The organism is Pseudomonas sp. ASL3, from assembly GCF_056680425.1.
Window position 1 is genome coordinate 5,880,994 of the sequence record NZ_CM155281.1, and the last position, 12,989, is coordinate 5,893,982.

Consider the following 12,989-nt stretch of genomic DNA (forward strand, 5'->3'; position numbering starts at 1 on the left):
GCTAACAATGCACACAGTACGAAAATCGGCGGCTACGCCATAATGCGCGCCGAGATCAAAGGAGCATCTAATGAGCAGCACAGCACAAACTGCTGAAGGCGAAAAAATCCTCATCGTTGACGACGACCCAGGGTTAAGCAGCCTGTTAGAGCGTTTTTTCACCAGCAAAGGCTATCGCGCGCGTGCGGTGGCCAACGTTGAGCAAATGGATCGTCTGCTGGCCCGCGAGGTTTTTCACCTTGTGGTCCTGGATTTGATGCTGCCTGGTGAAGATGGGCTCTCCGCCTGCCGCCGCTTGCGTGCTGCCAACAATCAGGTACCGATCATCATGCTCACCGCCAAAGGCGACGAGTTGAGTCGAATCCGTGGGCTGGAGTTGGGTGCTGATGACTATCTGTCCAAGCCTTTCAACCCTGATGAGTTGATGGCACGCGTCAAAGCCGTGCTGCGTCGTCAGGCGACGCCTGTTCCCGGCGCGCCCGCCAGTGAAGACGAGTCCGTGACGTTTGGTGACTACGAATTGTCGCTGGCGACCCGCGAACTCAAGCGTGGCGATGAAGTACACATGTTGACCACCGGCGAATTCGCGGTGCTCAAGGCTTTGGTGATGCATGCGCGCGAGCCATTGACCCGCGACAAACTGATGAACCTGGCCCGTGGTCGCGAGTGGGATGCGCTGGAGCGCTCAATTGATGTGCAAATATCGCGTCTGCGTCGTCTGATTGAGCCGGACCCATCCAAACCTCGCTATATCCAGACCGTCTGGGGCGTGGGTTATGTGTTCGTTCCCGACGGTGCCGGAAACAAGTGATTGGCGCTTTGTAGAAGCGAGTCGCTCAGGCCGCTGAGTACTCTTTGGTACATTCGATAACCCTCTAGAGGGTTATCGGCGTTTTTGGCCGGAGTGTTCATGCGGCTGATGCCGTTTGCGATCCGCCATTTCTGCGAGCCTGGCTCGCGCCTGCAAAGTGTGTAGCTGCTGCCATGAAAACCCCGCTCTGGTTCCCGCAAAGCTTCTTCTCCCGCACCCTTTGGCTGGTGCTGATTGTCGTGCTGTTTTCCAAGGCGCTGACCCTGGTTTATCTGTTGATGAACGAGGATGTGCTGGTCGACAGGCAGTACAGCCATGGTGTCGCGCTGACGCTACGCGCCTACTGGGCGGCGGATGAGCATGATCGCGAGGCCATTGCCGAAGCTGCCGGGCTGATCCGGGTGGTCGGCGGCGGCGTACCGGAAGGTGAGCAACATTGGCCGTACAGCGAGATTTATCAACGTCAGATGCAAGCCGAGTTGGGGGCCGACACTGAAGTGCGCTTGCGTGTACATGCGCCGCCGGCCCTGTGGGTACGAGCCCCGAGTCTGGGCGATGGTTGGCTGAAAGTGCCGCTGTACCCGCATCCACTGCGCGGCCAGAAAATCTGGAGCGTGCTGGGTTGGTTCCTCGCCATCGGCTTGTTATCCACCGCCTCGGCATGGATCTTCGTCCGACAGCTAAATCAGCCGCTCAAACGTCTGGTCTTTGCCGCCCGCCAATTAGGGCAGGGGCGCAGTGTGCGCTTGCCGATCAGCGATACGCCCAGCGAAATGACCGAAGTGTATCGGGCCTTCAACCAGATGGCCGAAGACGTCGAACAGGCAGGGCAGGAGCGGGAACTGATGCTGGCCGGGGTTTCCCATGACCTGCGAACGCCGCTGACCCGCCTGCGCCTGTCCCTTGAGTTGATGACGGGTGAAAACGAGCTGACCGAAGGTATGGTCCGCGATATCGAAGACATGGACGCGATCCTCGATCAATTCCTGGCGTTCATTCGCGACGGGCGTGATGAAGCGATCGAGGAAGTCGACCTGAGCGATCTGGTGCGCGAAGTGGTGGCGCCGTTCAATCACCCGGTCGAGCAGATTCGTTTGTGTCTGGAGCCGATCCCGCCGTTTCCGCTGCGCCGGGTTTCCCTCAAGCGCTTGCTGAACAATCTGATCGGAAATGCCATGCATCATGCAGGTAACGGCATCGAAGTCGCGGCTTATGTGTCGGGTGATGCCAATGCGCCCTATGTGGTGCTGAGCGTGTTGGACCGTGGCGCGGGCATCGATCCGTCGGAGCTGGAGGTCATCTTCAACCCCTTTATCCGTGGCGACCGGGCACGCAGTGGTAAAGGCACCGGGTTGGGGCTGGCGATCGTCAAACGCATCGCGGCCATGCACGGCGGCAATGTCGAACTGCGAAATCGTTCAGGAGGCGGCCTTGAAGCGCGAGTGCGCTTGCCGCTGGGGCTGATGTTGCCCAGGGATGCTGTGTAAGCAGCGGCAAGCGGCAAGCTACAAGCCAAGCAGTTTCTCTTGCAGCTTGCAGCTTGCGGCTTGAAGCTGCCCCCCTAACCCTTCCCTTTAGTCCGCGTCAGATGCGGGCCGCTGTTTTTCTCCAGGTATTCAATGATCATCCCGGCAACGTCCTTGTTGGTGGTTGTTTCGATACCTTCCAGGCCCGGCGACGAATTCACTTCCATTACCAGCGGGCCATGGTTGGAACGCAGGATGTCCACACCCGCCACGCTCAGGCCCATGACCTTGGCGGCGCGGATGGCGGTCATGCGTTCTTCAGGTGTGATCTTGATCAGGCTGGCGCTGCCGCCACGGTGCAGGTTCGAACGAAACTCCCCCGGTTTGGCCTGGCGCTTCATCGAGGCGATCACCTTGTCGCCGACCACGAAGCAGCGGATATCCGCACCGCCGGCTTCCTTGATGTACTCCTGAACCATGATGTCTTGTTTCAGGCCCATAAAGGCCTCGATCACCGACTCGGCGGCGGTGGCTGTTTCACACAGCACCACGCCGATGCCTTGAGTGCCTTCCAGCACTTTGATCACCAAGGGCGCACCGTTGACCATCTGGATCAGGTCGGGAATATCGTCTGGGGAGTGGGCAAAGCCGGTAACCGGCAGGCCGATGCCTCGACGTGACAGCAATTGCAGCGAGCGCAGCTTGTCCCGCGAACGAGCAATGGCGACCGACTCGTTGAGCGGAAAGACGCCCATCATTTCAAACTGGCGCAGCACCGCGCAGCCATAAAACGTCACTGAAGCGCCAATCCGCGGGATCACCGCATCAAAACCTTCCAATGGCTTGCCGCGATAGTGGATCTGCGGCTTATGACTGGCGATGTTCATATAGGCGCGCAGGGTGTCGATCACCACCATCTCATGGCCACGCTCGGTACCAGCTTCGACCATGCGACGGGTGGAATACAGACGCGGATTTCGCGACAGCACAGCGATCTTCATGCAACACCTGTGGCAGAGGTAGTAGAGGCCGGAAATGCCGGCTTGTCTTGAACGTATGTAATGCCTGGATTGACCACCAATTGGCCGTCGATCAGGGCTTTTGAACCGAGCAGCAGGCGATAGCGCATGGCTTTACGGCAGGCCAGCGTGAATTCTACCGGCCATACCCGATCACCCAAAGCCAGGGTGGTACGGATGACGTAGCGGACTTGCGCCTGGCCGTTGGAGCTTTTTATGGTTTTCATGGCGACCAATTGCGCTTCGCAACGACGATGGCGCAGTTGCACCACCGTGCCGAGGTGCGCGTTGAAGCGTACCCATTTTTCCCCGTCGCGTTCGAAAGGTTCGATCTCGGTCGCGTGCAGGCTTGAAGTGCTTGCCCCGGTATCGATTTTCGCCCGCAGGCCAGCCACCCCTAAATTGGGCAGCGCCACCCACTCGCGAAGGCCGACGACCGTCAAATGATCAAATGTTTTCAAAGCGATTCCGTACGTCTCAAGCAGTCTGCCAAGCACCAGGGTCGACCTGGGCCAAAGCTTTAAATGCAGGTTTGGCGAACCAGAAACCTTGCATAAGGAAAATCCCGCAGTCGGTGAGAACGTCCCGCTCCCGGCATTTTCAATGCCTTCGGCGATGACTGTAACGCCTGACTCCGCACAGATTATGACAACACCACGAACGATAGCCTGACGAGCGCGATCGTGATGGATATCGCGGATCAGCGCCATGGAAATCAGTCACGTAGCATTTCCGGGCCAAAGGGACCGTCGATGCGTGCAGCATTCTAATCCGGGGATCAGCTTGCCGCGTGCTCTACATGACGTAGTACAGTTCGGACTATTACTTGATTGAGGCATTCCAATGGCACAAAAACCAGAAGAGGACGACAAAGTCCGGCTGGACAAATGGCTCTGGGCAGCACGGTTCTTTAAAACCCGAGCCTTGGCCAAGGCTGCGATTGAAAGTGGCAAGGTCCATTGGCGAGGCGAGCGCTGCAAGCCGGGCAAGGAGCCGCGTATCGGCGATGAGTATCAGATTCGTGCGGGCTTCGACGAACGCACCGTGGTGGTCCAGGCGCTATCGGCCGTGCGCCGTGGCGCACCTGAGGCGCAGGCACTGTATGCCGAAACCGCCGACAGCATTGCCAGGCGCGAAAACGCCGCGGCCATGCGCAAGGCGGGCAGTCTGGGCATCAGCACCGATGGGCGACCGACCAAGAAACAGCGTCGACAACTCCATCAGTTTCACGGCTCAAGCAGTGATGATTGAGTCCAGCGCCAGGCGTTAAGCCGCGCCGCTCCATTCGCAGACTGGCGATAGCCCAAATGTGCGGCCACAATAAGCGCTTGTCATTTTTGCCATTACCTCAGATACCTTTTCTTATGCATGATTTCCCTGATATCGATTACACACAGCGTTTCATTTTCGACGAAAGCGACGTTCGCGGAGAGCTGGTTGCGTTGGAGCGTAGTTACGTCGAAGTGCTGGCCAAGCACCCCTACCCGGAACCTGTTGCGCAGTTGCTCGGTGAAATGCTCGCGGCTGCGGCCTTGCTGGTCGGCACCCTGAAGTTTGATGGGCTGCTGGTGCTGCAAGCCAATTCCAGCGGCGCGGTGCCGATGTTGATGGTCGAATGCTCCAGCGACCGTGAAATACGCGGTATCGCTCGTTACGAGGAGGCACTGATCACTCCCGGCGCCGGGCTGCGCGACTTGATGCCCGACGGCACGTTGACCATGACCATCGACCCACGTCAGGGCAAACGCTACCAAGGCGTCGTTGCACTGGATGGCGTCGACCTCTCGGATAGCCTGACGTCATATTTCGCCCTGTCCGAACAACTGGCGACCCGCTTCTGGCTCAATGCCGACGGCAGTCGCGCCCGTGGCCTGCTGCTGCAGCAACTGCCTTCCGCCCGCCTGACCGATCCGGAAGACCGCGAGGCGAGTTGGCAGCATGTCACGGCGCTGGCCGGCACCCTGACCGCTGAAGAGTTGCTCAGTCTGGACAATGAAACTGTGCTGCATCGTCTCTTCCATGAAGACGCTGTGCGCATGTTCGACATCCAGCCGCTGCAATTTCGTTGCAGTTGCTCGCGCGAGCGCTCGGCCAATGCCCTGGTCAGCCTGGGTCTGGAAGATGCTCAGCAACTGGTGGTCGAGCACAACGGCAGCATCGAAATCGACTGTCAGTTCTGCAATCAACGCTATTTGTTCGATGCCACTGACGTAGCGCAGTTGTTCGCTGGCGGTGGCGTGGATTCACCATCCGGTACGCGTCATTAAAGACCGGCGAATACGCCTGGAACCGCTGTGTGGGCCGCGTTACAGCTGTTCTGACAGGAGGGTCCTACCTTTTCTGGGCATTTCTGGCATAATCCGGCCCACTTTTTCCGCTGTAGTAGTGTGAAATTTTCTACTACAAAACGTTTGGAGCACTCGGCCCACTGGCCGACGGGGAACCTCATGACGCAAGCTAATAATGCCGTGTACACCGATCTGAGCATCGATGATCTGGTTAAAGAAGCCCTGAATCGCGGTGAAGGCGAGCTTGCCGATACTGGCGCGCTGGTCGTGAAAACAGGTCATCGCACTGGCCGCTCGCCAGTTGACCGTTTTATCGTGGAAGAGCCAGGCACCCAGGCCGCTATCGCGTGGGGCCCGATCAACCGCAAGTTCCCGGCCGACAAGTTCGATGCCCTGTGGAGCCGCGTCGAAGCCTATCTGGGCGAGCGCGAGCGTTTTGTATCCCACGTCCATGTAGGTTCTGACCCTGCGCACTACCTCCCGGTCAAAATGACCACCGAGACTGCGTGGCACAACCTGTTCGGCCGTTGCCTGTTCATCAATCCTGAAGAGTACAACCCGGCTGGCAAGGACGAGTGGCAAGTCATCAATGCCCCAGCGTTCGTCTGCGAACCTGAGCGTGACGGCACCAACTCCGACGGCACCGTGATCATCAACTTCGCGGCCAAGAAAGTCCTGCTCGCCGGCATGCGTTACGCCGGTGAAATGAAAAAAGCCTTGTTCTCGGTCCAGAACTTCCTGCTGCCAGCGGTCGACGTTCTGCCAATGCACTGCGCGGCCAACATGGGCGAAGAGGGCGACGTAACCCTGTTCTTCGGCCTGTCCGGCACCGGCAAAACCACCCTGTCCGCTGATGAAAGCCGTTACCTGATCGGTGACGACGAACACGGCTGGGGCGTGGGCGTGGTGTTCAACATCGAAGGCGGTTGCTATGCCAAATGCATCGACCTGTCCGAGAAAAACGAGCCCGTCATCTGGAAAGCCATCCAGCACGGCGCCGTACTGGAAAACGTCGTACTGGACCCGGTCACCAAAAAGGCCGACTACGCCGACGACAGCCTGACCCAGAACAGCCGCGCCGCTTACCCGCGTGAACTGATCGAAAAACGCGCACCGAAAAACCTCGGTGGCGAGCCAAACGCTGTGATTTTCCTGACCTGCGACCTGACTGGCGTCCTGCCGCCAGTGTCGATCCTCAGCGAAGAACAAGCGGCTTACCACTTCCTGTCGGGCTACACCGCACTGGTCGGCTCCACTGAAATGGGTTCGGGCAGCGGCATCAAGTCGACCTTCTCCACCTGCTTCGGCGCACCGTTCTTCCCGCGTCCAGCTGGCGAATACGCTGAACTGCTGATCAAACGCATCCGCGGCTTCAGCTCGAAGGTTTACCTGGTCAACACCGGCTGGACCGGCGGCGGCTACGGCGTCGGCAAACGCTTCAACATCCCGACCACCCGCGGCGTCATCGCAGCTATCCAGAGCGGCGCACTGATCGGCGCAGAAACCGAACACCTGGGCACCATCAACCTCGACGTACCGAAGTCGGTCCCAGGCGTAGACACCGCACTGCTCAACCCACGCAACACCTGGGCAGACAAAGCGGCCTACGACGAATCGGCAAAAGCACTGGCTACCTTGTTCATTGAAAACTTCAAGAAGTTTGATGTGAGCGATGCAATCAAGAATGCTGGGCCGCAGTTGTAATTTGGTTGTTGCTGGTTGAATGAAAAAAACCGCCTTTAGGGGCGGTTTTTTATGTGTCAGTCAGTGTTATCAGTTCTGCAGATACGCGTTCATCCCATTGGGCTAAACCCGTTTGCCGCACTGCAATACCGCTCTTCCATCGCCTTACTCAAATCCTCTCGACTACTTTCCCAGCGCTTTCCCCACTCTCTGCATTCCTCTTTGAAGTAAACCTTCGCCCCTTTGCGGCATTCCCGATATTCGATTGATCCGCTTCGATGGTTGGCACAGACGCTGCTGCCGTCGATTTGGTTGCCGTAGGTGGTCCATTGGGCCAGGTAACTCCCACGGCCGTCCCATTGGCGGACCCAGGCGGAGTGGATGCCTTGGTCGAGGTTGCGGCTTACGCGGGTTTGGCGGCTGGTTTTGTCTGCTTCGTATTGCGCCATGTATTCGGCGGAGACCATGCCTTGTGCGTTCTGTTTCTGGCTGGGGCGTGGGAGTTCGCCGTAGCGGCAAGTGACGACGCTGGTGTCGATGACGTTGCCGGCTTTGATGCAGTCGGCGAGGGCGGTTTTCAGGGTGCGAGTCGGGGTGTTGATTGTCTGGATGGGCTGGGCGATGGGTGGAGGCGTGATATCGGGCTGTTTAGTCGTTGGGCGCTGGACAATGGATTGGGCAGTGAGCGGTTGGCTGAGATCGGAACGATGGGTCAGAAGATAAAAACCGCACGCTAACAAGGCGAGCAGGGCGAAGACGTTGCGGTACAGGGTCGAGGCGTCTTTTCGACGGCGAGTGCGGGGCGCTGCGTCCTCGTAATCGGCGCTGAAGGAGTCGTGCTGGTTGAGGTCGTCCTGATCCTGGCGCTTCATGGAGTCCGTTCGTCCGTCCTTGGCTGTGTGTACTTTGCGGGTGCGCAGTGGCTTCGAGGTTAATCCTGATGGAGGCTATTAGCCAGCGGCCTGCGATTGAGATAGCCGAGACTTTCGTGGTGGGTGCGTTGTATGAAAAGGCGGTCGGCTATCTGTGAAGCTTGAGGGATGTTTTGTCGAATTACAGCGGATTGGAGCCCGGTGGGGTTTGAGGGTTTTCTGATTAGGTTGAGGATTTGTCTTACGTGCTAACTAGTGATTAAACATTGGGGTTGTCTGCTATTAGGCCTTTGGCAACATGTTGGCTCCACAGGGGGTGTGATCGGCACGAAAGCGGTGTCTGATGTGCCACCATCGCGAATGAATTGGCTATGTCTGCGTTAACTGTTGCACAGGTTCATATCCGAGTGACTCCTTCAATAAAATCAATGGATTGATTTGAAACAAGGGGCTTCACCGTTTTGAGTGGGTAATCTATTCTCCTCCCCATGAAAGATATCGATTTATACACCCAAATCCTTGGGCTCCAGGCACCGTGGAAAGTGGTCGCAGTTAACCTTGACCGTGCGTTGGGGCAAGTCGTTGTCGGCGTTGGAGTATCTGATGCTGCTGCGTTCACCTGTCCGCAATGTGGCCTGCACGCTTCGCGTTATGACAAACGCAAACGTCGTTGGCGGCATCTTGATACGTGTCAGTTCGTGACCATTCTAGAGGCTGAGGTGCCCAGAGTTCATTGCGCCGAGCATGGCGTGGTGACTGTCGAGGTCCCGTGGGCAGACGCTGGTTCAGGTTTCACCTTGATGTTTGAAGCATTGGTGATCAACTGGATCCAGGAAGCCAGTATTCAGGCGGTCTCGCGTCAACTCCAGACAAGCTGGGGCAGCATTGACCGGATCATGGCTCGCGCCGTCAGACGCGGATTGGCGCGTCGAAAACCGTTATCACCGACCCAGATATGTGTGGACGAGACTTCGTTTCAAAAGCGTCGCGAGTACGTCACCGTGGTGACCGACCCCGCAACGGGTCAGGTCTTGCATGTGGAAGACGGCAACCTCACCCAGAGCCTGGAAGCGTTTTATACGAAGCTCAATAGCGACCAGAAGCAAGCTATTACGGGCGTTTCGATGGATATGTGGCCCGCCTTTATCAGCGCGACCCAGCGTCATATTCCGGATGCCATGCACAAAATAGCGTTCGACAAGTTCCATGTGGCCAAGCTGTTGAGTGAGGCGCTGGACAGAGTGCGTCATATGGAGAACCGCGAGTTGTTAAAGGCCGGCTCCACGGTGCTCAAGAACACGAAATACGTCTGGCTCAAGCGGGCTGAGAACATGACTGAGCGACAACAGGCAACCTTCGAGTCGTTGCGAGAGGGTTCGTTGCGTACAGCCAAAGCGTGGGCGATCAAAGATCTGGCCATGCAGTTGTGGCGAGGTAAGGATCGGGATGAGGTCGAACAACAGTGGAACCACTGGCTGGAATGGGCCTTGAACAGTGGGCTGCCACCGATGTGGAAAGTCGCCAAAACGATCAAGCGACGACTGTGGGGCATCGTCAACGCCATCGTGTTGAACCTGCATAACGGCCATGCAGAAAGCATGAACGCACGCATTCAACGGCTCAAGCAACGCTCTTGCGGGTTTCGAAATCGGGAGCGTTTTCGCAATGCCATTTACTTTCATTTTGGTGGTTTGGACTTATACCCGGAACGTCTCCAAAACTCATAACACCCACTTGATCCGGTGAAGCCCCTGAAACAACCTTTAAGTCATTGATAAATAATATTTTTTCTTTCTGATATTTTCGACTAGACGCTGATCGACTGTAGGAGCTGACTTGTCTGCGATCCAGTGCGAAGCGCTGGCAAAAATGGTGAATTCACCACCGCTGGAAGGTCCTTCGGCCCTTATCGCAGACAAGTCAGCTCCTACGCCCTCCGGGCAGAATCGAGACCCAGTTTGCTGCGCGACAGCGCAGCGTCAAAGACGCATAACCAGCTGAAATAAAAAGATTATTTTGTAGGAGCGCGCTTGCCCGCGATCGGCTGCGCAGCAGTCGCAAAATCAGCGAACTCGATTCTGGTAATAGAACTGTGCTCAGCATTTTAGGGACCGCTTCGCGGTCCATCGCGGGCAAGCTGCTCCCACATCTAGTTGATCGAGTAGACCCGTGGGAGGCCTCGCCCCGTCTTCGACGTCACGCTGTCGCGCAGCAAACAGGGGCACGTCCTAGAATCGAAGTGCGCGCGGGGACAAAGACCGTAGCCATCACTGGTGTGTCCGCACCCGAGTGGGAGAATGGTCCGCACGGTATCGGCGTGGAGTCGTTGTCGGCACAGCAAGCTGTGACCACGTATGAGAGAGTGAATCCATTCGCCACCGTGCTCCCCGCGCGCCCCTCAATCCTGCGAGGAATTGTCATGGCGCGCAAGAACCAGCGGAAAGGTTTCCGGACCTTACCGTGCAAGAGCGCGGAAGCTGGGTTGAAGCTGACTAATTCAGTATGATTTTTTAGGGAAAAACAAAGGGTTATCTTCTGTTTGAGGGGGCAGGCTTGCCTGCGAATTAGATTTGCCCCAATGCCCAGCGCAACAGAAAGAACACCAGCAAGCCGCCGCCGATGGTCGCCAGTAGATTGCGACTGAAGGCGGCGATGGCGATGGCCACCAGACCGGCCAGCAGGTAGGCGTTGTTCAGGGTCAACTGCCAATGCTCACCATCGGGCAGTAGCATGCCCGGCACCACAATCGCCGTCAGTACCGCCGTCGGCACGTAATGCAGCCCTTGGCGAACGACGGGGGGGAAGCGCAGATGCGGCCAGGCGAACAGGCTGTAGCGCATCAGAAAGGTGATCGCGGCCATGCCGAAAATCAGCCACCAGTAACTCATGAGTGCACCCCGTGACTTGACGCTGGGTCGACTGCGGCAGCGCGCCGTTCAAGCAGCACGCCGACAGCAATCCCGCTAAATGCAGCCGCCATCAGCCCGAGTTTGTAAGGCCAGGTGTGGGTCATCAATGCCACTGCGCCAGCCGCCAGGGCTGCCGCAATTTGCGGTTGATTGCGTAACAGCGGTACGACGATGCCGATAAAGGTCGCGAGCATGGCGAACTCCAGCCCCCAGCCAGCCAGATCCGGCACCGCTTGACCGAACAGCACGCCCACCACCGAACTGCTCACCCAGCAGGCATACAGCGCGCTGGCGACGCCGAGCCAATACCAATGCCCCAGCGCCGAACGGCCATGCACCAGGTAATAACGCTGGACCACAGCAAACGTTTCGTCGGTCAGCCAGAACGCCAGCAACACTCGCCAGCGCTGCGGCAGTTCATTGACCTGCGGCTGCAACGTGGCGCTGTACAGCACATGGCGCAAGTTGACGATGAAGGTAGTTAGCAGAATCACCACTGCACTGGCGCCCGCGCCCATCAGGCTGACGACGATAAATTGCGCGGAACCGGCGTAGACGAACACAGACATCCCCAGCGCCTGCCACAGCGTCAAGCCGCCTACGCCTGCCAGGGTGCCAAAAATGATGCCGAACGGCGCGATGCCGACGAGCATCGGTACGCTGTCGCGTAGGCCACGGGAATAAAGCTGATAGCGGGACATGTATTTCTCCTTGTGCCCGCATCTTAGGCAGTCAGGAGAAACCTGTCTTGAACGATCTTGCGCTGGCCTGCGCAGCCACGTCGGTGCCATGGGCAGTGCTGAGCCACAGCGGGATTCGCCGTTCGAGGTAGTAACTCGGGTTTTTCAGCGAGCCCTCGACGAACCCCACATGCCCGCCTCGGGCTTGCAGTTCGAAGTGCGTAGAAGCCGACAGCTCAGCGGGGTCGGGCAGGCTGTGGGTAAACACGAAAGGATCGTCCGCAGCATGGATGATCAGCGTTGGCGTGCGGATCTCACCGAGAAAGTAGCGACTCGACGAGCGGCGGTAGTAGTCCTTGGCGTCGACAAAACCGTGCAGTGGCGCGGTGACCCGGCCATCGAAATCCCAGAAGGTGCGCATGTTTTCCAGCGAGCCGAGGGCCGACAGTTCGGCGAGGCCTTCACTGAGCCCTTCATGCTGGAAGCGTCGCTGTTTGTCTTTGATGTAGGCGAGCATTTCCCGCATGAAATGCGCTTGATAGACCTTGGAGAAGCCCTGACCGATGCGATCGGCGCATTCATCCAGGCGAAACGGCACCGAGACCGCGACGGCTCCCAGCAGCGAGCTGTTGCTGCCTTTTTCGCCGAGGTACTTCAGCAGCACGTTGCCGCCCAGGGAATAACCGACTGCATACAGCGGCGCCAACGGTCGCTTCGCCCGCACATGGGCGACCACACTGGCGAGGTCTTCGCTGGCACCGGAATGGTAACTGCGCGGCAACAGATTGGGTTCCCCCGAACAGCCGCGCCAATTCAGCGCCACGCTGGCCCAACCCTGCCGCGCCAACGCCCGCTGCAAGCCCACCACATAAAGCGAGTTCGACGAACCGGTCAGGCCATGCAACACCAGTACCAGCGGGCTATTCGCCTCATGCGGGCCATACCAGTCCAAATCGAGAAAGTCGCCATCGGCCAACCAGATCCGCTCACGCTGTCGCTCCAGCCGGGTTTTCTTGCGCAACAACGGGCCCCACAACGTTTGCAGGTGTGGGTTTCCCAAGCCCAAGGCGGGAATGAAAGGGGCTGGAGGCGTCGGCGTAGCGGGCTGAATAGGCACTTTCGGACTCGTTGGCATGCGTGGGCTTACGTTGCCACAACTGCAGAGCGGCGTGCCGGATTTTTCTTGAGCGGTAGGGGTTCGATGACCCAATGCGGTATGCCTGAGGTATCACCTTCGCGCGCCCCGGCCCATTCGCAGGCA

Annotated in this window: 12 protein-coding genes and 1 pseudogene; 6 read left to right on the forward strand and 7 right to left on the reverse strand. The window is 58.1% G+C overall.

Annotation, left to right across the window (positions count from 1 at the left end):
* Positions 1–70 precede the first annotated feature (70 nt).
* Both ompR and AC1MEE_RS26910 read left to right on the forward strand, forming a co-directional pair.
* On the forward strand, positions 71–811 hold the full coding sequence (ompR, locus tag AC1MEE_RS26905; protein WP_480412517.1) for an osmolarity response regulator transcription factor OmpR: 741 nt from the start codon (positions 71–73) through the stop codon (positions 809–811).
* Positions 812–984: 173 nt separating this feature from the next.
* Positions 985–2,298, forward strand: a complete 1,314-nt coding sequence (locus AC1MEE_RS26910) for an ATP-binding protein (RefSeq protein ID WP_480412518.1) — start codon at positions 985–987, stop codon at positions 2,296–2,298.
* A 74-nt stretch (positions 2,299–2,372) separates the two neighbouring features.
* Here the strand turns inward: AC1MEE_RS26910 and rimK are convergent, their stop codons facing one another.
* From rimK to AC1MEE_RS26925, 3 genes and pseudogenes are all read right to left on the reverse strand, one after another.
* A complete protein-coding gene (gene rimK, locus AC1MEE_RS26915; RefSeq protein WP_480412519.1) occupies positions 2,373–3,278 on the reverse strand; it encodes a 30S ribosomal protein S6--L-glutamate ligase in 906 nt (301 codons plus the stop codon).
* Positions 3,275–3,757: a retropepsin-like aspartic endopeptidase RimB gene (rimB, locus tag AC1MEE_RS26920; protein ID WP_480412520.1), complete on the reverse strand. Its 483-nt coding sequence runs from the start codon at positions 3,755–3,757 to the stop codon at positions 3,275–3,277. Before rimB ends, rimK begins: the two co-directional genes overlap by 4 nt.
* A gap of 16 nt (positions 3,758–3,773) precedes the next feature.
* Positions 3,774–4,012: pseudogene (locus AC1MEE_RS26925) on the reverse strand (EAL domain-containing protein); the annotation flags it as partial.
* Positions 4,013–4,139: 127 nt separating this feature from the next.
* Here AC1MEE_RS26925 and AC1MEE_RS26930 point away from each other — a divergent pair.
* The 3 genes from AC1MEE_RS26930 (at position 4,140) to AC1MEE_RS26940 (ending at position 7,288) form a co-directional block, all read left to right on the forward strand.
* Positions 4,140–4,547 (forward strand): RNA-binding S4 domain-containing protein, encoded by a 408-nt coding sequence (locus tag AC1MEE_RS26930; protein ID WP_480412521.1) that lies wholly within the window; start codon positions 4,140–4,142, stop codon positions 4,545–4,547.
* 113 nt (positions 4,548–4,660) lie between these two features.
* Positions 4,661–5,563 (forward strand): Hsp33 family molecular chaperone HslO, encoded by a 903-nt coding sequence (gene hslO, locus AC1MEE_RS26935; protein ID WP_480412522.1) that lies wholly within the window; start codon positions 4,661–4,663, stop codon positions 5,561–5,563.
* A gap of 180 nt (positions 5,564–5,743) precedes the next feature.
* A complete protein-coding gene (locus AC1MEE_RS26940) occupies positions 5,744–7,288 on the forward strand; it encodes a phosphoenolpyruvate carboxykinase (RefSeq protein WP_480412523.1) in 1,545 nt (514 codons plus the stop codon).
* An 89-nt stretch (positions 7,289–7,377) separates the two neighbouring features.
* Here AC1MEE_RS26940 and AC1MEE_RS26945 read toward each other — a convergent pair whose 3' ends face one another.
* Positions 7,378–8,139, reverse strand: a complete 762-nt coding sequence (locus AC1MEE_RS26945; protein ID WP_480412524.1) for a hypothetical protein — start codon at positions 8,137–8,139, stop codon at positions 7,378–7,380.
* Positions 8,140–8,627: 488 nt separating this feature from the next.
* Here AC1MEE_RS26945 and AC1MEE_RS26950 point away from each other — a divergent pair, with 488 nt between their 5' ends.
* Entirely contained in the window at positions 8,628–9,866 is a 1,239-nt protein-coding gene (locus AC1MEE_RS26950; protein WP_480412525.1) for an ISL3 family transposase, read from the forward strand.
* A gap of 837 nt (positions 9,867–10,703) precedes the next feature.
* Here the strand turns inward: AC1MEE_RS26950 and AC1MEE_RS26955 are convergent.
* The 3 genes from AC1MEE_RS26955 to AC1MEE_RS26965 are packed head-to-tail and all read right to left on the reverse strand — an operon-like array spanning position 10,704 to position 12,863.
* A complete protein-coding gene (locus AC1MEE_RS26955) occupies positions 10,704–11,027 on the reverse strand; it encodes an AzlD domain-containing protein (RefSeq protein ID WP_480412526.1) in 324 nt (107 codons plus the stop codon).
* Positions 11,024–11,749, reverse strand: a complete 726-nt coding sequence (locus tag AC1MEE_RS26960) for an AzlC family ABC transporter permease (RefSeq protein ID WP_480412527.1) — start codon at positions 11,747–11,749, stop codon at positions 11,024–11,026. The genes AC1MEE_RS26955 and AC1MEE_RS26960 overlap by 4 nt, the downstream gene beginning before the upstream one ends.
* A gap of 31 nt (positions 11,750–11,780) precedes the next feature.
* Complete coding sequence (locus AC1MEE_RS26965; protein ID WP_480412528.1) at positions 11,781–12,863, reverse strand: hydrolase; 1,083 nt, start codon at positions 12,861–12,863, stop codon at positions 11,781–11,783.
* Positions 12,864–12,989 lie beyond the last annotated feature (126 nt).